The organism is Rhodococcus sp. 06-1474-1B (genome assembly GCF_002258885.1).
Taxonomy (GTDB): Bacteria; Actinomycetota; Actinomycetes; order Mycobacteriales; family Mycobacteriaceae; genus Rhodococcoides; species Rhodococcoides fascians.
Genome location: NZ_NOYR01000014.1, coordinates 96,568 through 117,038, shown reverse-complemented (window position 1 = coordinate 117,038; position 20,471 = coordinate 96,568). Strand labels below are relative to the sequence as shown.

General features: G+C 62.1%; 22 protein-coding genes. 11 read left to right on the top strand and 11 right to left on the bottom strand.

What is annotated here, in order from left to right:
* The first annotated feature begins 45 nt into the window (after positions 1-45).
* Together CH266_RS04070 and CH266_RS04065 are read left to right on the top strand one after the other, a co-directional pair.
* Positions 46-360: a DUF4286 family protein gene (locus CH266_RS04070; RefSeq protein ID WP_094666071.1), complete on the top strand. Its 315-nt coding sequence runs from the start codon at positions 46-48 to the stop codon at positions 358-360.
* Positions 357-1,472 (top strand): Gfo/Idh/MocA family protein, encoded by a 1,116-nt coding sequence (locus tag CH266_RS04065; RefSeq protein ID WP_217900988.1) that lies wholly within the window; start codon positions 357-359, stop codon positions 1,470-1,472. Before CH266_RS04070 ends, CH266_RS04065 begins: the two co-directional genes overlap by 4 nt.
* A gap of 11 nt (positions 1,473-1,483) precedes the next feature.
* Here CH266_RS04065 and CH266_RS04060 read toward each other — a convergent pair whose 3' ends face one another.
* Positions 1,484-2,359, bottom strand: a complete 876-nt coding sequence (locus tag CH266_RS04060) for a LysR family transcriptional regulator ArgP (RefSeq protein ID WP_094714782.1) — start codon at positions 2,357-2,359, stop codon at positions 1,484-1,486.
* Positions 2,360-2,481: 122 nt separating this feature from the next.
* On the opposite strand from CH266_RS04060, the gene CH266_RS04055 reads away from it, so the two are divergent.
* The 7 genes from CH266_RS04055 to CH266_RS25125 all read left to right on the top strand — a co-directional run bounded on the left by CH266_RS04055 (position 2,482) and on the right by CH266_RS25125 (position 7,502).
* A complete protein-coding gene (locus CH266_RS04055; protein WP_094714781.1) occupies positions 2,482-3,306 on the top strand; it encodes an alpha/beta fold hydrolase in 825 nt (274 codons plus the stop codon).
* Between the two features lie 49 nt (positions 3,307-3,355).
* Complete coding sequence (locus CH266_RS04050; RefSeq protein ID WP_094714780.1) at positions 3,356-4,054, top strand: alpha/beta hydrolase; 699 nt, start codon at positions 3,356-3,358, stop codon at positions 4,052-4,054.
* Positions 4,051-4,947, top strand: coding sequence for an alpha/beta fold hydrolase (locus CH266_RS04045; protein ID WP_052053467.1), 897 nt, complete (start codon positions 4,051-4,053; stop codon positions 4,945-4,947). Before CH266_RS04050 ends, CH266_RS04045 begins: the two co-directional genes overlap by 4 nt.
* Positions 4,948-5,039: 92 nt before the next feature.
* Positions 5,040-5,738, top strand: a complete 699-nt coding sequence (locus CH266_RS04040; RefSeq protein ID WP_094714779.1) for an alpha/beta hydrolase — start codon at positions 5,040-5,042, stop codon at positions 5,736-5,738.
* A complete protein-coding gene (locus CH266_RS04035; protein WP_094714778.1) occupies positions 5,735-6,175 on the top strand; it encodes a nuclear transport factor 2 family protein in 441 nt (146 codons plus the stop codon). Before CH266_RS04040 ends, CH266_RS04035 begins: the two co-directional genes overlap by 4 nt.
* Positions 6,176-6,322: 147 nt before the next feature.
* Entirely contained in the window at positions 6,323-6,745 is a 423-nt protein-coding gene (locus CH266_RS04030) for an ACT domain-containing protein (protein WP_094714820.1), read from the top strand.
* 493 nt (positions 6,746-7,238) lie between these two features.
* On the top strand, positions 7,239-7,502 hold the full coding sequence (locus CH266_RS25125) for a hypothetical protein (protein WP_141214487.1): 264 nt from the start codon (positions 7,239-7,241) through the stop codon (positions 7,500-7,502).
* A gap of 57 nt (positions 7,503-7,559) precedes the next feature.
* Here the strand turns inward: CH266_RS25125 and CH266_RS04025 are convergent, their stop codons facing one another.
* From CH266_RS04025 to CH266_RS04015, 4 genes are all read right to left on the bottom strand, one after another.
* Positions 7,560-8,474: an alpha/beta hydrolase gene (locus tag CH266_RS04025; RefSeq protein WP_052054670.1), complete on the bottom strand. Its 915-nt coding sequence runs from the start codon at positions 8,472-8,474 to the stop codon at positions 7,560-7,562.
* A complete protein-coding gene (locus CH266_RS26020; protein ID WP_369597409.1) occupies positions 8,435-9,145 on the bottom strand; it encodes a hypothetical protein in 711 nt (236 codons plus the stop codon). Before CH266_RS26020 ends, CH266_RS04025 begins: the two co-directional genes overlap by 40 nt.
* 22 nt (positions 9,146-9,167) lie before the next feature.
* Positions 9,168-9,809 (bottom strand): hypothetical protein, encoded by a 642-nt coding sequence (locus CH266_RS04020; RefSeq protein WP_094666065.1) that lies wholly within the window; start codon positions 9,807-9,809, stop codon positions 9,168-9,170.
* A 117-nt stretch (positions 9,810-9,926) separates the two neighbouring features.
* A complete protein-coding gene (locus tag CH266_RS04015) occupies positions 9,927-11,492 on the bottom strand; it encodes an alpha/beta fold hydrolase (protein WP_094714776.1) in 1,566 nt (521 codons plus the stop codon).
* A 123-nt stretch (positions 11,493-11,615) separates the two neighbouring features.
* On the opposite strand from CH266_RS04015, the gene CH266_RS04010 reads away from it, so the two are divergent.
* Entirely contained in the window at positions 11,616-12,257 is a 642-nt protein-coding gene (locus CH266_RS04010; RefSeq protein ID WP_217900987.1) for a TetR/AcrR family transcriptional regulator, read from the top strand.
* A gap of 75 nt (positions 12,258-12,332) precedes the next feature.
* On the opposite strand, the gene CH266_RS04005 is transcribed toward CH266_RS04010, so the two are convergent.
* The 5 genes from CH266_RS04005 to CH266_RS03980 all read right to left on the bottom strand — a co-directional run bounded on the left by CH266_RS04005 (position 12,333) and on the right by CH266_RS03980 (position 18,705).
* Entirely contained in the window at positions 12,333-14,219 is a 1,887-nt protein-coding gene (locus CH266_RS04005; protein ID WP_094714775.1) for a S9 family peptidase, read from the bottom strand.
* Between the two features lie 22 nt (positions 14,220-14,241).
* Positions 14,242-15,810: an alpha/beta fold hydrolase gene (locus tag CH266_RS04000; protein WP_217900986.1), complete on the bottom strand. Its 1,569-nt coding sequence runs from the start codon at positions 15,808-15,810 to the stop codon at positions 14,242-14,244.
* Between the two features lie 39 nt (positions 15,811-15,849).
* A complete protein-coding gene (locus tag CH266_RS03995; protein ID WP_094714774.1) occupies positions 15,850-16,572 on the bottom strand; it encodes a MerR family transcriptional regulator in 723 nt (240 codons plus the stop codon).
* Between the two features lie 87 nt (positions 16,573-16,659).
* Positions 16,660-17,346, bottom strand: a complete 687-nt coding sequence (locus CH266_RS03990; protein ID WP_230592859.1) for a DUF3159 domain-containing protein — start codon at positions 17,344-17,346, stop codon at positions 16,660-16,662.
* 732 nt (positions 17,347-18,078) lie between these two features.
* Positions 18,079-18,705 (bottom strand): hypothetical protein, encoded by a 627-nt coding sequence (locus CH266_RS03980; protein WP_141214486.1) that lies wholly within the window; start codon positions 18,703-18,705, stop codon positions 18,079-18,081.
* 262 nt (positions 18,706-18,967) lie between these two features.
* Between CH266_RS03980 and CH266_RS03975 the strand changes: the two genes are divergently transcribed.
* On the top strand, positions 18,968-19,204 hold the full coding sequence (locus tag CH266_RS03975) for a hypothetical protein (RefSeq protein WP_032368829.1): 237 nt from the start codon (positions 18,968-18,970) through the stop codon (positions 19,202-19,204).
* Positions 19,205-19,517: 313 nt separating this feature from the next.
* On the opposite strand, the gene CH266_RS03970 is transcribed toward CH266_RS03975, so the two are convergent.
* Complete coding sequence (locus CH266_RS03970; protein WP_094714772.1) at positions 19,518-20,468, bottom strand: LysR family transcriptional regulator; 951 nt, start codon at positions 20,466-20,468, stop codon at positions 19,518-19,520.
* Between the last annotated feature and the right edge of the window lie 3 nt (positions 20,469-20,471).

Sequence of the window (20,471 nt, the reverse complement as noted above, 5' to 3'; positions counted from 1 at the left end):
CTTTGGCAGTATCACTTCGATCCGTTCCACAGAAGGAATCCCGACATGCCTCACTACGTGCAAACCGTTCACAGCCGTTCCCTCCCTGGCCTCCATGCCGAGTACAGCGAGTGGTACCGCACCACGCACATCCCGGAGGTGCTCGCGCTCGATGGATATTCCTCGGCCGAGTTCCTGCGCAGCACAACCAGTGTCGACGACGGCGCGGCCGTGGAATTCATCTGCATCTACCAGCTCGAGACGCACGACCTTCCGGCACTGCAGGTGGCGATGGTTGCGGCGGGGTCCAGCATGACGCCGGTTGTGGCTATGGACCTGCCTGCAACTCGGATCGAGTTCTTCGAGAAAGTGCCCACATGAGCATGCCGATCAAGGTCGGCATCGTCGGGGTCAATGCCGAACGAGGCTGGGCGGCAACGGCCCACATTCCAGCTCTCCTGGCGCTTCCGGCCTACGAGATCGCGGCGCTGAGTACGACTCGACAGGCGTCCGCGGATGCCGCCGGACGGGCGTTCGGGGTCGGGCTGACTTTCGAGGGACACCAGGACCTCGTGCGAAGTCCCGAGGTCGACCTCGTGGTCGTCACGGTGAAGGTTCCTCATCATCGCGAGATCGTCACTGCCGCCGTCGACGCAGGTAAGGCGGTCTACTGCGAATGGCCACTGGGCCGGGATCTGAGCGAAGCCCGCGCGATGGCCGAACACGCCAGCGAGCAGGGTATCAGCACGCTCATCGGGTTGCAGTCGCGCCGAGCCCCGGCAATTCTGTACGTGCGCAACCTGATTGCCCACGGCTACCTCGGAACCGTACTCTCGACCACGATGGTCGGTTCTTCGGCCTTGGGCGGCGTGGTCGATCGTGGCAACGCCTACACCCTCGACAAGGACAATGCTGCGAACATGCTGACGATCGCTGCGGCTCACAGTATGGATGTGATGGGCGTCGTCCTGGGTGAGTTCGACGAACTGTCGGCTGCCGTCGACACCCGACGCCCCGACATCACGGTTCTCGAGACCGGTGAACACCGCCGAAAGACTTCTCCGGATCAGCTCGGTGTGATCGGCCGGCTGAAATCCGGTGCCACTGCCAGCATCCACTTTCGCGAGGGGCACCACGGTGGAACCGGATTCCTGTGGGAGATCAACGGCAGCGAGGGGACAGTGCAACTACGTGCGAACGGAGGGCACCCCGGCATGTTCGCGTTGACGGTCAGCGGGTCACGCGGCCGGGAGCCACTCACCGACATGCCCGTGCCGCCGGCATACTCGCATCACACGCCAGGCATCGAGCACCTCGATGCCATGGCTGCCGGTATCGCGCGCGTGTACGACTCGTACGAGCGCGATCTCCGTAGCGGATCAGCGAACTCACCGAATTTCACTAGAGCACTGTCGACACACCATTTGATCGAGACGATCGAACAGGCAGCCTCGAGCGGTCATAGAACGTCACTGGTGGAACCGCCTGGGTAGCCAGTGGCTGCTCACTCGAGATGCGCCGACGCGGCCGACACGATAGCTGCAGACACTTCGTCGAGCGCGGCGGTCCGCAGACTCCACTGCTGCCAGTACAGCGTGACCGAAACTCCTGTGCCTGGTGCGAGATCGACGAGTTCGCCTGTCGTCTCCAGCGATTCGATCTGTTGCTGGGGAAGCACGGCCCAGCCGATGCCGAGCCGGACCGCCGCCAAGAAGTCGGCGGACGACGGAACATAGTTCCGTCGTGCACCTCGAGACGATCCTCCCCACAGGTCCATGTAGCGATCCTGGAGATCGTCCGTTCGGTCGAACACGATCATCGGAGCTCGCGACAGCGCTTGCGGGGAAGGCCCGTCAGCAAACCACGTTTCGCGAAAGGCGGGAGTGCACATCGGGCGATATCTCGTGACGCCGAGCCGGGTGACCGAGCATCCCTGCACCGGTTCTGCGGCTGCAGTCACCGCTGCCATGACAATGCCTTGCCGCAGCAATTCGGCAGATTCGTCTTGGTCTTCGCGTCGGATGTCGAAATCGATTCGGTCCGACACGCCGGCCAGTGCGGGCAACACCCAGGTGTTCAACGAGTCCGCATTGACCGCCAGGGCAATGGTGACGGAATCGAAGTCGGTTGACTCGACCGTCGCTACGGCGACTAGCGAACGAATCTGCAGGGCGAGGCGCAGAAACGGAATCCCCGCCTCGGTGACACGTACCGGCTTCGAGCGCTGAAGCAGAACAGCTCCGGCTGCGATCTCGAACGCTTTGATGCGCTGACTGATCGCCGATGGTGTGACATGAAGCCGTCGGGCCGCAGCGTCGAACGAACCTTCTTCGATCACAGTGGCCAAGGCCTCCAACTGAGGGAGATCCACATTCAACATCAATCATTCTAACGCGGCATGCAAAACAATCGCTGTACCGAATCGGTTCTGCACCATAGTTTTCTACCTGTACAACCTGCTGTCGACCTGAAACCTTCTGCCTTGCATAGAAAGAAACCACCATGAAGCTCACCAAGTTTTCTTCCGCCATCACCGTTGGCTCGGCCCTCACTGTTGCTGCCCTCACCGGCTGCGCCTCACCCGATGCCGCAGCACAGGCACCGGCCGTCGACAATTCCGCCGCACCGACCATCGTCATGGTGCACGGTGCCTGGAGTGATGCCAGTCCGTTCGACGAAGTCGGCACACAGCTCCGCGAAAAAGGTTACGAAGTAATCAATTTCGCCAACCCACTTCGCGCCCTCGGGACCGACACCGCCTACCTCAACTCCTTCCTCGACACCCGAACCGAGGGACCCGTCGTCCTCGTCGGACACTCCTACGGGGGTGCCGTCATCGGCGGGGCCGCGGCGGTCGATCCCGATGTCACGGCACTGGTTTATCTGAACGCGTTCGTCCCCGAGGCGGGCGAATCCATTCTCGAACTCGCTGCCCACGGTGGACCGGTGGACTCCGACGCACTGTTCGACAAGGCCGCCTTCGGCGGTGACCAGGACGTCGACCTCTACCTCAAGCCCGGGCCCTTCGCCGGAGGTTTCGCCAACGGTCTGTCCGAGGAGCAGCAAGCTGGGTACTTTGCGACGCAGCGTCCGATCACGTACGCCGCACTGGGTGAGCCCGCCGGAGAGCAGGCGTGGACGAGCCTTCCGTCTTGGTACATCGCCGGTACCGAGGACCACAGCGTCGACATCGAGACCCAGCGGTGGATGGCCGACCGCGCAGGCTCCACTCTCACAGAGGTCGAGGCCAGCCACCTGACCATGGTCGCCGAGCCCGCCGTTGTCACCAGCGTCATCGAAACCGCGGCTGCGACCGCAGCCGAATAAGCCCGTAACCGTCATCCGTCCTTCCCGATCGATCAGAGAGAAGCCCATCATGACTACACCCACCATCGTTATCGTCCACGGAGCGTGGAGCGATGCGAGTCCGTTCGACGCGGTCGACGCCGTTTTGAGCAACGACGGTTACACCGTCACCCACTTCGCCAACCCGCTGCGTGCACTCGGATCCGACACCGACTACCTCGCCTCTTTCCTGAGAACCCGCACGTCCGGACCCGTCGTACTCGTCGGACACTCCTACGGCGGAGCCGTCATCAGCGGTATCGATGATCCGAACGTCAAGGCTCTCGTGTACCTCAACGCATTCGTCCCCGAGACCGGTGAGACCATTCTCGATCTCGCCGGACACGCCGGCCCGGTCGACGCCGCAGCACTTTTCGACAAAGCCGAGTTCCCCGGCGAACACAATGTCGACCTCTACCTCAAGCCCGAAGCATTCGCCGGAGGCTTCGTCAACGGGCTCCCCGAGGCGCTTGCATCGACCTTGTTCGCCAAGCAGCGGCCTATCACCTACGCCGCGTTGAGCGAACCCTCTCGTGCAGTCCAAGCGTGGAAGACGTTGCCCTCCTGGTACATCGCCGGCAAGCAGGACCACAGCATCGCCTACCAGACCCAGCTCTGGATGGCCGAACGCGCAGGATCGACCCTCACCACTATCGACTGTGGACACCTGTCGATGACAGCCGAGCCGAAGACGGTCGCACGCATCATCGCCGAAGCAAGCTCGTCATGACAGAGCTGGAAACCTTCCGCGACACGCGCGATATCGCTGACGATCCGACGTCGACGATCAAAGGATTCACCGATCGGTACGCGCAGGTCAACGGTATTCGGCTGCACTACGTCACAGGCGGGCAGGGGGACCCGCTGGTGCTACTGCCGGGATGGCCCCGAACCTGGTGGCAGTTTCACAAAATCATGCCTGCACTGGCTGAGAAGTACACCGTGATTGCGGTCGACCTTCGCGGGATGGGGGGATCGGACAAGCCGGACGGCGGGTACGACAAGAAGACTATGGCCCGAGACGTATACGAGCTGATCAAATCGATCGGCCACGACGAGGCCTTCATCGCCGGCGAGGACATCGGTTCGATGGTGGCGTACAGCTTTGCCGCCAATTACCCCGCCGCGACACGAAAGCTGGCTCTGTGGGAGGTGGGCCACCCTGGCGAGGCGTTCAACTCGATGCCGCTTCTTCCGCAGCCGGGCCAAGCAAGTCCCTGGTGGTTCGCATTCAACCAGGTCCAAGGGTTGCCGGAAACCCTTCTCAAGGGTCGGTTCCGGGTTCTGGTGGACTGGCTGATCGAACACCAGGCGAGCGATCCTGGAGCCATCGACGAAGCCAGCCGGCAAATTTACGCCGCCGCGTACGAGCAGTCTGGTGCTGCAAGAGCCGGCAACGATTGGTATCGGGCCTTCGCCCAAGACATCGCCGACGCTGCCGATTATCAGGAGTTGACCATGCCAGTCCTGGGCATGGGCGGCCTCTACTTTCCTTTCGTCCCTGCCTTGCTGGAGGGCAAAGCAAAGGATGCGCGTTTCGTTGAGTTCAGCGGTGCCGGACACTATCTCGCCGAGGAGCGTCCCGCAGATCTAATCCGCGAACTGACGACCTTTTTCGGCTGAACGTCGATCCGAGGTCGAAGCGACTGCGACCGTAGCCGAATAAGCCTGTAACCGTCATCCGTCCTTCCCGATCGATCAGAGAGAAGCCCATCATGACTACACCCACCATCGTTATCGTCCACGGAGCGTGGAGCGATGCGAGTCCGTTCGACGCGGTCGACGCCGTTTTGAGCAACGACGGTTACACCGTCACCCACTTCGCCAACCCGCTGCGTGCACTCGGATCCGACACCGACTACCTCGCCTCTTTCCTGAAGACCCGCACGTCCGGACCCGTCGTACTCGTCGGACACTCCTACGGCGGAGCCGTCATCAGCGGTATCGATGATCCGAACGTCAAGGCTCTCGTGTACCTCAACGCATTCGTCCCCGAGACCGGTGAGACCATTCTCGATCTCGCCGGACACGCCGGCCCGGTCGACGCCGCAGCACTTTTCGACAAAGCCGAGTTCCCCGGCGAACACAATGTCGACCTCTACCTCAAGCCCGAAGCATTCGCCGGAGGCTTCGTCAACGGGCTCCCCGAGGCGCTTGCATCGACCTTGTTCGCCAAGCAGCGGCCTATCACCTACGCCGCGTTGAGCGAACCCTCTCGTGCAGTCCAAGCGTGGAAGACGTTGCCCTCCTGGTACATCGCCGGCAAGCAGGACCACAGCATCGCCTACCAGACCCAGCTCTGGATGGCCGAACGCGCAGGATCGACCCTCACCACTATCGACTGTGGACACCTGTCGATGACAGCCGAGCCGAAGACGGTCGCACGCATCATCGCCGAAGCAAGCTCGTCATGACAGAGCTGGAAACCTTCTACGACACGCTGACAACTGCTGCGCAGCAACAGGATCTGAAGACGGTGAGCACTCTCATCGATCCACAATTCGTGATCCACTACGACAGCAGCCTTCCATTCGGAGGGACGTACCACGGGTTGACAGGGTTCCTCGACGTCGTCGCACAGTTGTCCTCAACTCTTCTCGATCTGTCCACCACGGAGTTGAACTACATGGAAGACGCCAACGGAGAGCAGTACGCACTGATCATTGCTCTGACAACGAAGGTCGGTGGACGTCGGGTGACGACTCACGTCAGTGAGCTGTGGACCGTACGCGCAGGCAAAGCTGTCGAAGCCCGTATTTGGTATTGGGGCGCGGCAGGGATGTTCGATCAGCAGGCCGACCAATCGGTCAGCCCGATCGGTCCAGGTCGCGCGCTGGACGGTGAGGCATAGAACCTGTCGTTACCGAAAAAAGATAGCGTCAGCTCGAGGCGGCCGTTCGGCGTCAATGTTGCCGCCGAACGAAATCGGGCTCCGTGATGTGCGCGGCTTTCGAGAAGACCGCCGGTGGTCCTGAAAAGTTTGGTACTCAGCGTTCTCATGGACCAATCGAAAGGTGATGTGATGCAGGAAAGAGTTGAAGATCTCGACGCGTTATTGAAGACGTTGTCACCGAAAGTGCGGGCCGGCAAATACGTTTTCGCATGTGTCGACGAATACACCGCCGCCCGACTCCGACCCATCGTCAGCGTACGTGAAGTCGAAGGCACCACGGTTGTGGTCGAGCTTAGTGAGGCTATCGAGTTGCGCCTGGTCTACGATTTCATATCGGCATGGATCACGCTCGACGTGCACTCATCCTTGGATGCGGTGGGACTGACCGCCACGGTCAGCCGCGTATTGACAGACGAAGGGATCAGCGCGAACGTCGTAGCAGGTTTTCACCACGACCACATCTTCGTTCCGCACGATCGCGCGGAGGACGCTGTCGAATGCCTTCGCAGATTGACCCACAGCGGCTGAAGTGCGCGTCACCCACCGGGCCTGGCCTACACCTTAGGAGATCAATCTCGAGCCGGCACGACGTTCCCGCTACGAGAATGGCGCAGAGCGAGGTTACGAATCCGCCTCGAGCTAGCCCTGCCCACTGCACACCAGGACGGTCCGATCCTGCCCCACGGGGAAGTCTCGGTGTCACGAGAGTGTCACAAGTCGGTACGTTCGGACATGGACTGGACCGGACGTCGATGTACGAAAAGTGCTGCGAATGAACGAATATGGAGTCCAGCATAGTTCAGGTGAATCCATTTCTAGGGACTTAAAATCCGCACAGTGTCGGTTCGAGTCCGACTGGGGGCACTGGAGTCCAACGGATTCGCGTTTCTGGACCAGGACAGTGCTTTTCGGGTGGTGGCGTGGACGTTGGTGGCCTACCACGGATTTGAGTGGACAACCGAGACAGCGGATTTCAGATCCGCGTTTTCTTGACACTTTCCATCGTTAAAAGTTCGTATTCGTGCATTTCATGCCTAGTTTCCTGGCGGACCGTCTTCTTCGCGGGTGGCTCGGTGTCACGAGGCTGTCACAACTGGACCTGGCCGACCTGTTCAACCTGCTCGACTCCCGCGGCCTTTCATCTTCACTCGTCGAAGAATTTGCGACTGGTCCCGCCACGGTAAGCACGAACCCAGCGAAGATGATCGATGATGCGCAGCCGAGGCGCGCGGCGTTCCATGCCGGTGCGCTGCACACCGATGCGATTGCGGCAGTTCGTGATTGAGTGCCGGGACGGCTGAGTCATCGAGCGGATCGGGGCCCGCTCGATGACTCAGCAGGGTCAGATGGTGCAGCGTGCACCTTCATCCGGTAGTTCGAGGTTTATCAGGTAGTCGGCGATCGCTCTATCGACACAGGCGTTGGCGGAGATGATCGTCCCGTGCTGGTTGGCCTCGACCGTGAGCAACCGCGCCCCGAGTGTGTCGGCCAGGCTGATGCCTCCTTCGTGAGGCGTCACGGGGTCTCCGGTGGCCGAGACCACGAGCACCCCGGGAAGCCCGTCGATGTCGGTGGCGTAGGGGTATCCGAGTGTGGGCTCGGCCGGCCAGAACTCGCACCCGTCCTGCGCAGGTGGAGGTGATCCGGGGTCGAGGAACGGCACTGCCTGGTTGAGATCTTGGCCAAGCTGGGTCATCTCTTCTTCGGTGAACCGTTCCTCGTCGAGGCAGTTGATGGCGAAGAGAGCTTCGAACGAATCGGTGTACTCCCCACTATTGGACCGGCCGTAGTACCCGTCGCGGATCGCGAGGAGGGCGTCGGGTCGTCCGGCTTCGAGCTCCGTCAGCCCGGCGATGATGGCGGGCCAGCTGGCTTCGGAATAGAGGCCGGAGACAATTCCTTCGCTGGCGGCGAGGAAGCCGACCTCTCGTCCGTCGGCGGCCACCAGCGGTTTTTTGTCGAGAGGCTGGAGGAGCTCCTGGGCTGCAGCGGTCGCCTGCGCCGGGTCGGTGCCGAGCGGGCACGCGGCCCGAGTCACGCAGAAGTCGGCGAAACGCTGGAACGAAGCCTGCAGTCCTTCGCTGAGCTGGATCCTGCGATCCGCGGTGTCCATGAGCGGATCCACCGCGCCGTCGAGAACGAGAGCACGGACATTCTCGGGGAACATCTCGGCGTACACCGAGCCGAGTCGAGTGCCATAGCTGACTCCCGCATAAGTCAGTTTGTCGTCGCCGAGCGCGGAGCGGAGCACATCCATGTCGCGAGCGACATCCCGTGTCCCGAGATGGGCGAGTACCGCTGTGCTTCCGGAGCCGTCGGCGCATTTGTCGACGATGGCGTGCGCGGATTCTTCGGTCCACTTCCCGAGAGCCGACAGGGGTGCGTCGGCGTCGCGCTCCTCATCGGAGTAGCAGTCGATTGCCGGCTGAGACCGACACCGCGCGGATCGAAGCCGACGATGTCGAAGCGTTCGGGGAGGGGACCTCCCGTCCACAGGGCATCGACGAGTGGGGCGAGCGTAGTCCCCGCCGCGCCGGGACCGCCCGGGTTCAGCAGGACGGAGCCGATCGGGTTGTCGCCGGTGGCGGAAATGCGCGAGACGGCGATCTCGATGGTCGTGCCGTCGAGGTTCTCGTAATCCATCGGCACGGTGAGCATCGCGCATTCCGCCTTCTTTGCCGCCTCGACCACTTCGGGAACGGGCGGCTGGGAGTCCACGATGCTGGCGTCGCACGCCCCGAACTCGAGTTTTTGTCCCATGAATTGTTCGAGGCCCACCTCGTTCGTGCTGTCGTCATTGTTGGGTGCCGCACCGGTGCATCCGGTGAGCAGGAGCACTGAGGCAGCGGCGGCCGCCATCACCGGCTTCGGCCATCGCCGTCGTTCGTCGTCCTTCGGTCGTAAATCTGTGGGAGTCGTGTGGGCCACGGTGGTGTTCCTTCGGTGGGGTTCAGCTGGCGAGTTCGTCGATCCAGCTCGATCGCATCCGTAGAGCTCGTTCAGTACTGCCGATGACAGCGGCGAATCCGATGAGCAGGTTGAGGTGGAGCGGCAGTTGGATGGGTGAGGTGAATGTTCCGATCGAGTCGGCGATGGGGGGAATGAGAGAAAGGGATGCGATGATCTGCGGCACCTCCACGCAGAGGCCGCCGATGACGAGCAGGATCGAGATGAGACCGATGACGCGACTCGGACCGGGGTGCCGATGGTGCAGCCGAGCGCGGCGTCCCTCTGCGGATGCGGGATCGGGAGACAGCTGCTGTTCGGTGCCGTCCTCACGCACGTAATGACAGCGCTTCAGCCCGAATCCGGTAGCCGCGACCTCGATGTGCCCACCGGGAACGGGGAAGCGGGTCGGCATCTTGGCGTACGACTCCAGTGCGCCGTCGACGTACAGGCGAGCGCGCACCTCACCGTCCTTCGCGTCGCCCATGTGCCGAACATCGATTGCGTAGACCGACGTTGTGCCGTCGGGTGCGGACAGCGTGATCGACCGAAGCGATCTGCCGAACAGCTGCCACCAGCGGTACCGGCGGAGTGGCTCACCCGATCCGGCGCGAATGCGGCGGTAGCGCCACTGTTTGATTCCCATTTGATCGACCCTCGATTTAACTAGTACAGCGTGATAGTCGCTGATGACGCTAGCACGCTGTGATGGACAGTTGTCACGCAATATTTGTGGGTGCTCAGCGTCGTGCCGGTCGTGGCTCTACAGAGCGCAACGCAAGTCGCCGTCGGGAGTGGCGAGATCGACGAGATAACGTTCGACGATCGCGTTGACGCAGGGGTTCGCGGCGGTGGTGGCGCCGTGCTGTTCGCCGTCGACGGTGAGGAGCCGTCCGTCGAGGTTGTCTGCCAGTGCCACACCGCCTTCGTGTGGTGTCAGTCCGTCCCCGGTGACCGATGCCACGAGTGTCTGCGGGAGGCCAGTTATGTTCTCCCCGTAGGGATAGTCGAGTACGTGTTCGTCGGGCCAGCCCTCGCATCCGTAATGTGTGTCCACGTCGAAACCTGGGTCCATGTACGGTGCCGCGGAATTGATCTCGGCGACGGTGGATGTCGTGTGCTCCGGCGTCGGCCGTATTTCGTCGAGGCAGTTGATGGCGAGAGTAGCTTCGGAAGAGTTGGTGTACGTTCCGTCGGGTCCGCGCTGCGCCGAGAGGTCTCGCAGCGCGAGCAGTACCTCACCGCGTCCGGCCCGTAGCTCGGCCAAACCGCCGATGACGCTGTCCCAGGCCTGGTTCGAGTAGAGACCGAGGGTGATGGCTTCGATCGCCGAGTAGTAGGTCAGCCGACGACCGTCAGCAGTTCGGACCGGATTGTCGACAAGTGGTCGAAGCAAATTCTGGGCCGCATCGGTCGCTCGGGCCGGTTCGCTTCCCAGGGGGCAGTTTCCTCGTTCGATGCAGTAGCGGGCGAGCTCGTCGAAGGAGCGCTGCACGCCGGAAAACGTCTGGATCTGGCGTTCGAGAACATTCTTGCGCGGGTCGACTGCGCCGTCGAGAACCATCGCGCGGACCCGGTGCGGAAACTGTTGCGCATAGATCGTGCCCAAACGTGTTCCGTAGCTGGCACCGAGGAACGTCAGCTGCTCGTCGTCGAGCGCCGCGCGCAGGACATCGAGATCTCGGGCGACGTTCTGGGTACCCATCTGTCCCAGGACATTCATACCGCCGCTGCGTCGAGCGCACTGATCGAGAACCGAGCGGGTCGATTCCGCGCTCCAGGCCAACGCACCGGCGGGAACTCCGGACACGATGGCGTCATCGTCTCGTTCCTGGTCGGTGTAGCAGTCGATGGCCGGTTGCGAGCTCCCGACTCCACGTGGATCCATCGATACGATGTCGAAGTGTTCGCGTGCGGGACCGTTCCCCCAAGAGTCTGCGACCGCGGTCACGAATCCGAGACTCGGGGCTCCCGGGCCGCCGGGGTTGACCACCACCGATCCGACGCGATCGTTCCCGGTGGCTCGAATGCGGGAAATCCCGAGCTCGATGGTGGGCCCGTCGACAGCCGCGTAATCGAGCGGTACTTCGAGCGTTGTGCATTCGACCCTCTCGTCGGCAATGCCTGTGGCAGCAGGGTCGCACTCAGAGAAGTCGAGCGTTTGTTGTTCGTAACGTGTCGGTGCAGGTGAAGGCTGCTGCTCGACCGAGGACGGTGCGCTGCACGAGGTGAGAGCCCACAATCCGGCCATCGTCACTGCGGCGGTGTCGAGCACTGCCGTCCGGCGGCCCCGATTCTTCTGGCTCCGGTGAGATCGACTGTGAAGCATCGTAATTCCTCTCTCAGAGGCTTGGCGGCGTAGGTGCGAGCGCTGTGTGGTTCTCGTCCAACGGCGCGACTAGTACGGCGTGATAGTGGGCTCAAGGTAGCACGCTGTATTAGGGTTGGGAAGGTGTCGGACAAAGTGGAGACTCGAAAAAGCGAACCCAGCACCAAGGACCGGATTCTGATCGCAGCCGCGATGATGGTGTCCGAGGATCCGGGTACCCGGATCAGCGTCCGAGCGGTCGCCGCGCGAGCAGGGGTCAGTACCGGATCACTGCGTCATTTCTTTCCCACGCAGCGAGCGTTGATAGACGAAGTCGCCGCGGGAATCACCGGACTGGTGACGAGCAAAAATGTCATCGAAGACGCCACTGTGCCTGCCGAGGAGCGACTGTTGGCGTGTATGCAGCAGGTGTTGTCGGCCACCGGGACCGGTGAGCAAGCCCGAGATACGTGGCGACGGACATTCGACACCTACCTCAGCGCGGAGCTCAACGCCGATGCCATCGACACGTATCTCGCTTTCAGCGCGGCCGGACTCCGGCACATAGAACACTGGCTGGACGTCCTCCACAAAGAAGGTGCCCTGCCGCCGGGCGATAACGCCCAGCGCGCCGCCTACCTCAACGTGGTACTGGACGGGCTCTCCGTAGCACGAGCCCTCCCGACCGACGCTGCTCGACTTCGCTCGGAAACAGACGTTCTACAGCACGCCATTTCGATGCTTTTTCACACCGCCGCACCCATGCCGAAGGGCGACTCGGACTGACTTCGACGACGAGCTCGAGTTCGATGCCCGGTGGCACATCTTGTCGAATCGCATCGACATCCACTGTGCTTTCGATCATTGCAGACTACGGCCGCCGAGGTGTTGGGCGAGAAATTTCTCGACCTCGAGGTAGTAGCGAATACTGTTCTCCGGGTTGACGAATCCGTGGCCTTCGTCGTCGAACACGAGGTAGTCGACGTCGACGCCACGTGAACGCAGACGCTCGACGACGTTGTCCGATTCTGCCTTGACGACCCGAGGATCGTTGGCACCCTGCGCAATCAGGAGCGGCGCGCGTATCGCGTCGAGCCTGGAGATGGGGGATCGTGCGAGCATGTCGGCCAGCTGATCGGGGTCGGCGGGGTCGCCGACGAAGCGGTGCCAGCTGTTGACGATTCCGGGACCGATGAAGGCCGGTTGGGTGCGCATGAAGTTCGACAGGTCCGAGATGCCGACGCAGTCGATCGCGGCGGCAAACGAGTCGGGAGTGAACGATGCGCCCACCAGCGCCGCATAGCCGCCGTAGGAACCACCCATGATGGCCACCCGCTCGCGATCGGCGTACCCCGCCTCGACTGCCCAGTTCACTGCATCGATCAGATCGTCGTGCATCGCGCCCGCGAATTCACCGACCCCGGCGTTCATATGCGCTGTGCCGTATCCGACCGACCCGCGAAAGTTGACCTGCAACACTGCATATCCGCGGTTCGCCAGCATTTGCGCGATGGGATCGAAGTTCCACGAGTCCCGATACCAGGGGCCGCCGTGCACCAACAGAACCATCGGCAGATTCTCGGGTTCCACGCCGACCGGAAGCGTCAGATACGACGGCAGAGTCAGACCGTCACGTGACTGGATGTTCACCGGCACCATCGGGGCCATGTCTCCGGGATTCAGGTGTGGGTAGGGGCGGAAGAGTCGGCGACTCGATCCGGTGGCGTGATCGTAGTAGTAAGTGACGGACGGATCGCGGTCGTGGACGAAGCTGACGATCCATTTCTGTCCGGTCTCGTCGGAGGACAGCGCTCCGATGTCACCGTCGAACAGTTGCTCGAGATTTTTCAGGATTTCTGCGAAACCCGGTTCCAGCGCATGGATTACCTGGCGTTCTCCCAGATACCGAACACCGATGAGCTCTCCGGTTGCAGTGTCGCAGATCAGCGGTGGCGAGGTCTGCTCGACGGCTCGTCGCGCACCGTCGAGTTCGAGTGTCGGGTGACTGTCGACGACGGTCTCCTCGCCGGTCTCCAGGTCGAGTCGAATCAGATGGGCCAAGTCGCGCCCTCGGTTGGAACCCAGCCACATGCCGGTACCGTCCGCAGTGATCTGCATCGGGCTGATGCCCATCGGGTAGTCGGTGCCGTCGAACGACGCCACCGTGGTTTCTGCGCCTGACTCGTCCAACCGCGTGATGTCGATGGTGCCGTCGGCGGTCATCGCGAAGACGAACACCTTGCCGTCGGCACCGAGCATCGGATACCGGCCGACGCCCGGGCTCTGCCGGATCATCGTCAATTCACCTGTGGTGATCTCGATTTCGTAGAGGTCGAACTCGGCGATGTTTCTCGCGTTGATCAGGACGGTGTACACACCTTCCCGCCCTCGCACGGGTTCGAGGGCCACCGCGCGGGAACCGGGGAACGGCGTCAGATCGACTGCTGCGGCATCGGGATCATCCAGGTCGACGCGGAATACGTGGTTGTTCTCGTCACCGCCGGTGTCCTGCAGATACAGCAGCCAGCGGGGATCGTCCGTCCACTGGAAATCGTGCACACTGCGCGTCTCGTCGGCTGTGACGCAGCGTGGTTCGCTGCCAGGGGAGAGGTTCTCGAGCCACACGTTCAGACGGTTCTTCCACGGCGCGAGGAACGCCATCGTGTTGCCGTCCGGTGACATCGTGGCACCGGAGCGAACGGGTGGGCCGAAGAAGTCCTCGACCGAGATCAGTGGGGGTGCAGTCATGATTCGTCCTTTCGTTCGGCTTTTACAGGGCGCAGCGGGCGTCGGCCGGTGGGGATTGGAGATCGACGAGGTAGTTCGCGACGATGTCGTTGACGCAGGGGCTCGTTGCGCCGAACGCCACGGTGTGTTGTTCGCCGTCGACGGGGAGTAGCGAGCCGCCCAAGGTGTTCGCCAAGTTGACGCCGCCCTCGTACGGTGTGGACGGGTCGCCGGTGATCGAGATGGTCAGAGTGTCGGGTAGTCCGTCGATGTCGGTGGCGTAGGGGATGTCGAGAGTCGGTTCCGCAGGCCAGAATTGGCAGGGGTCGCGTGCGCCGTCCGGTCCGAGGCCTGCGTCGGTGAACGGTGCTATCTCCAGGATCTGCCGCTTGAGATCGACTTCTTGTTCCGGAGTGTTGCGCTGTTCGTCCATGCAGTTGATCGCATACAGCGCTTCGGAAAAGTTCGGGACGGTGCCGTCGGCTTCGCGCCCGCCGAAGATATCGTTGATCTTGAGCAGCGTATCGGCCTGTCCTGCTTGGAGTTCGGCTATTCCCTTGGTGATGACAGGCCATGCCGAGGAGTCGTAGAGCCCAGCAATGACGGCACCGTATGCGGCGTCGAAGTCCATGACGCGCCCATCGTCGGTGACGATCGGGTTGTCGATCAAGGGTCTGACGATCTGTTGGAAGTTGTCGACAGCCTTGCTCGGCTCGGTGCCCAACGGGCAGTCAGGTGCGCTCGTGCATGCCGCCGCCATGTCATCGAAAGCCTTCTGGAAGTTGGTGTACTGGTAGATCCTGCGCTCTGCAGTGCCCTGCCCCGGATCGATTCCGCCGTCGAGGACCATCGCGCGCACGTTCTCCGGGAACATCTCGGCGTAGACCGCCCCTAGTCGGGTTCCGTAGCTCTGACCGAAGTAGCTCAGGCTGTCGTCACCGAGCACGGCGCGGAGAATGTCCATATCGCGGGCAGCGTCACGTGTTCCGACGTGTTCGAGCACGTCGTCGCCGCCGGATCGTTCGGAGCATCGGTTCACCAGCTGCCGTGCACCATCCTCGGTGAGGGTTCTCGAGCCGGTGAGGACTGTGGTGTAGGCCTGCCCTGCCTCGTACTCCTCATCGGTGAAGCAATCGACGGCCGGTGTGGACGCACCGACACCGCGGGGATCGAATCCGATCAGATCGAATCGTTCGGTGAGAGGGCTCTGCGCCCAGGTGGATGTTGCGCCTGACGCCGCCATGCTCATTCCCGGCCCACCTGGTCCGCCGGAGTTGAGCAGGAGCGAGCCCACGTTCTCGCCGCGTGCGGGTGCCTTGAGCAGTGCGATCTGCGCCGTGCGCCCGGCCGGATTTTCGTAGTCGAGTGGCACGTCCACGCGGGCGCATTCGAATCTTGGGTCACTGGCGAACAGTTGCTCGTCGGTCGTGGTGGTGCCGTAGCCTTCGCACGGCTCGAAGGTCACGTCCTGGTCGTAGAACTGCTGCAGATCGGCTGACAGCTCGGAGTCGGCGTCCGGTTCCGACGGCGACTGGCTGCAGGCACCGAGCAGCAGCATCGACGCTGACGCTGCAGCGAAGAGTTTCGCTCTCCTGTTGTCGATTAGGGTCATGATTGGTCGACTCCTGTCGAATTGCCGTGTGCTGATGTTCTATTCGGGATCGGTGGCGTTGAGTGCCGCGACCTGTCGCAGCACGTCGCGTTGGGCGGGGTTGTACAGGTCTTCCACGGCGACTGCGAGTGCGCGAGTCACCCGCCGTCTGTCGCCGTCGGTTTCTGTGTCGTCGAACAGGGCCGGGAAACGAGCCGCCAGCCGACGAACATGCGGAGCCATTCGTTCCGCCAGATCCCTGGTGGTGGCGCTGACGGCGTCGGCCGGCAGGTCGTCGAACTCTGAATCTGTGGGCAGCTGCGGAGTGGACCGCAGTAGGTCGCAGTAGGCGTCGAGGGCCGTCGGATTCAGTACAGTGCTGGCGAAGGTGATGAACTGCCGGTCTGCTGTCGTCAGATGTGCTGCAGCAGATCCGAGTTCGGGTGGCAGATCGGTCGGAAGAGAGTCGTGGAGAAGCATCGCGATCTCCAACCGTGCTCGCTGCAGGCGCTCGATCGTTGCGCCGAGTTCTGCATCCAGGGTCCGCAGTGCTTGTTCGGGATGGTCGCGCCCATCACCCTGAGCGGCGATGTCGGCCAACGAGAATCCCAGTTCGGTGAGGCGTTTGATCTGCATCAGCCGTACGAGATGCGTGACGCTGTACTGCTTGTAGCCGTTCGAGGCACGCTCGGGCTCATCGAGTAGTCCGACATCGTGGTAGTGCCGCACCGACTTCAGGGTGGTGCCGGCGAGATCGGCGATCTGTCGAGTGCTCCAGCCCATGTCGCTCTCCTCCGGTTCGATCAGGTCGGAATCAGTGTCGACTGTGACCCAACGGCATAGTCAAGTGTCAACTGCGCACGGGAGGTCCTACGCAGGGTTCGAGTGAACCAACTGCGCCGTGGAGCGGCGGAAGGCCCAGACGGTGACGAGCACTGCCAGTGCGAGCAACGGGGTGCCCATCGCGATTCGGGCGAACGCGAGCCACCCGGTGGCGTCGGTGTCGTACAACCAGTCCTGAACGACGTAGCGGGCGCCGAACAACACAGCGAATGTCGACGTCGCGATGTAGTGGGCGCGGATGACCGAGCGACTGGATCGCCAGTCGTACTCGTTGCCGTGCAGCGCATTCCACAGAAGTCCGGTCAATGGTCGTCGAGCGAGTATCGAGGCCAGCATCAGCGCAGCTCCGGCCAGGCTCAGCCAGATGCCGATGAGGAAATAGCCGCCTGCCGACCCCGTCCAGGCGGCGATACCGCCCGCAATGACGACGCCCAGTAGTCCGCCACTGGCCTGCGCGATCGGCTCGCCTCGCTTGATCCGAAGGACAGTGATCACCAATGCGATGGCGATCGCAACGCCGACGGCGACCGGAAGGGCCACCAGAGCGTTGGCTGTCACGAATGCGACGACTGGAATGGCTGTGTAGATCATTCCGCTGGTTCCGCCGAGGCTGTCGAGCAGAAGCTCTGTGGCATTGACTTTTTCAGTGGTCTTGCGACCGGGAACTGTATGCGTCTCGTTGTTGTCGGCCGATGTCGATTCCGGCGTGTTCATGGTGCCCTCCTCGTCGATGCGTCGGTTCGCTCTGTACATCCCCTACTGTCGTCTCGGCGACCGGGGCACAACAGTGCACACAAACATCGGATCTGGTGACAGCATCATCGGCGGGACATGACAGATGTCATGTCTTGGCAGTGCGACCTTTAGGTCGGTGGCCGAGAACAGCGTCGACTGCGGTACAGAGCGTGGTGGTTTCTTGCCGAACCGCCGGCGCGCTCCAGGCGACCGCTGCTCTGACGGCTCCGCAACTCCAAGCAGATCAAGCAGGCGGCCGGGTAGCGAAACCCGGCCGTACAAGGGCAGTGACGAAACCTGCCCGTTCGACGCTGAAGTGCGCTGATGCAAAGTCGTCGCTGTGGAGCCCGCAGTCGCACGGTCCTACTGACTCGAGGGCGATATGGATTCGGGACGAATGAGTCTCGTTGTCACGACTCCGCACAGAGCGTCGATCGCCAGGGCGTTCTGTGTCCACCCGATACCGTGGCAATCCGACACCGATCAGGACCGTCCGATGTCGGAGGATCGGCGGCAGTTCGGTGTCACGAGAGTGTCACAAGTCGGTACGTTCGGACCTGGACTGGGCTGGACGGTCATGCACGAAAAGCGTTGTGAATAAACAATATCGGAGGCAGCGGCTTCAAATCCGACTCCGGGCTAACTTGGCCGTGCCGGTGGTTATATTTCTGCAAGTCAGGGTGTTGCGAATCTTGGCTGAAATTCTCGGTGTCACAAGTCTGTCGGAACTCGGTACGAACTGCGCCTTGGCGAACAGGGAATGCAACGAATGTAGTTGCTAGACTGAGTAATTTGAGATCTGTTAGCCGCATTGCAATATGTCAAATGCTCCGAGCGCGCCACGCTTGGCCGCCTGGTCCGATCGGCGTTGTAATTGCTCTGATTGCGTTCCTCGAGCACGAACAGATCGATAGCTGGCCACACATCGTCGCGGCCGGCTCCGAGCTCGATCGCGAGCTGGCGAGAGCAGGCGGTCCGCGCGGTCTGAGCGTCAGTGTCGTCGGCTCCGACTGGGATTTGGTGCGCGATCACACATGCTTCGTGCCCATCGGCGAGGAAGTCGAGCATGTCGCGGGTCTGGTCGATTCCAGATGAGGTTTGCAGCGCTTTCGTGGTGTGCCAGTACGTTCCGTCGGCGATGCCCCCGATGCCCACCCCTAGCTCATCCATCGCGTCGAGTTCGACGATGACGGCGGTGAACACATAGAAGGTGTCCCGGTGTGCAGCAACACCGTCTGGGGCCTGATACGACTCATCCAGGAAGGCCACCGGGCCAGGGGTGCGTTGGTAGGCGTCGAACACGATCTGTGCAGCGGGATCGGGGCGGCGCGAAGGCATCACGACATCCTAGGGGCGGGCTCAGACACGCCAGTTGTTGTCCACGGCTAGACGCATAGCCTGTTCATAGATCCGTCCGGTCGGTGTGCCAGAGGCGCACCGACGGGACACTCAGGTCGGAGGTGCGATGCGTGCAAGCGCGAAGGCGTCTGTCGCAACAGCGGTGGCAGCAGTATTACTAGTCGTGGGCCTGGCAGGCGCATGGACAATGACTCGCGATTCGAGTACGCCAGTCTCAAGAACCGAACAGGAGACCAGCACCGTGAGCGATCCAAGTAGTCGACCAGACGGCCAGCCCATCGACGACCAAACGGACGACGACTACGACCCCGCCTTGGAAGAACCGACCATCGACGGTGACGAATCACGGGCCGCACGTGACCTCATCGAGGACTCGCGACCCGATTCCAACACTGTCGACGACGGATTCCTCGCGACCGACCCCGAAGAGGAATCAGGTCCGGGCGAAGGGTGGACCTCGTACAACCCGGGCCCATAGGCATTCCAGCTACAGTGGTGTCCGTCGGAGCTCGCTCCAACCAACTGTCCTACGGCGGCGAACGCGGGCAGGCAGCCCGGGCGCTTCAGCCTGTTCGTCGAACCAGCTCCATTGGAATCGCCGACTGGTTTCGGTGTCAGCGCATTAGCGAAACATGTTGCCGCACAGCATATGCAGACGTTTACTGGCAACCTTGCATATCGAAAGTGGTCGTATTGCTCCCAATGCCGACACAAGGAGAGCCGACGTGAGGCCCTCGACGACGGTATTGCAGGTACCAATGGAACAGGAACTCGCCCTATTGTTCGGCTGGTCACTCTACCGCTGGCAGTCCCAGCTCGGGTTCGAGAAATCTGTCGCTGACGAGATTTCGTAGCCAGCGATGGCCTCGGTCATTGTCGTAGCGGTGAGACCAGTACATGCACACCGAAAAACGGGGAACCTGTACCGGGCACGGGGCGAAGACAAGCCGTGAGTCACGTGCCAGGAGTGTCGCGATGTGTGCGGGCATGGTCGCGACCAGATCCGTCGATGACAATAGGTCGGGGATACCGAGCACCCCAGGCATGTCGACAACCACACGGCGGGACCACGATTGAGCCGCCAGGCTGCTGTCGAGCAGGTGCGACCACCCGCTCTGCCGGACGTTGACGTGCCCACAGGTTCTGTAGTGCGCAATATCGAAGCCGCCCGAGGCTGCCAGGTGGTCCTTGCGCATCAGGCACAACCAGCCTTGTTCCGACAGCACCTGCGAGCGAAATTCTCTCTGGAGTGCACGCGAGGAGACCGCGACAGTGATGTCGGTTGCGTTCTCGCGCAGGTCTTCTTCGGGACTTCCGCTCAACATCGAGACGGTCAGGTGTACCGAGGGAGCCTCGCGCATGATGCGATCGCACAAACTTGGGAGAAGACTCAAGTGCGTCCCGTCCGGGCAGTGCATCCGGAAGGTGCGCTGACTCGAACCTGCGTCGAACTCGCGTGCATTTCGGCTGAGAGTGCGCATGGCCTCGATTGCCTCGCGCGCAGTCGGTGCGACATCCTCGGCGCGAGACGTGGGATGCATGGCACCACCGCGCCGGACGAACAGCTCGTCGTTGAAGTGACGGCGCAGTTGCTTGAGCCAGGTGCTGGCTGTCGGCTGGCTGATGCCCAGGGTCTCAGCGGCTCGGCTCACGTTGCGCGTTCGGTAGAGGGCGTCGAACAACTGCAGCAGGTGTATTCCGGGGTAGCTGTCACCACTGACGGGGGATAGGGGAGTCGACATGGT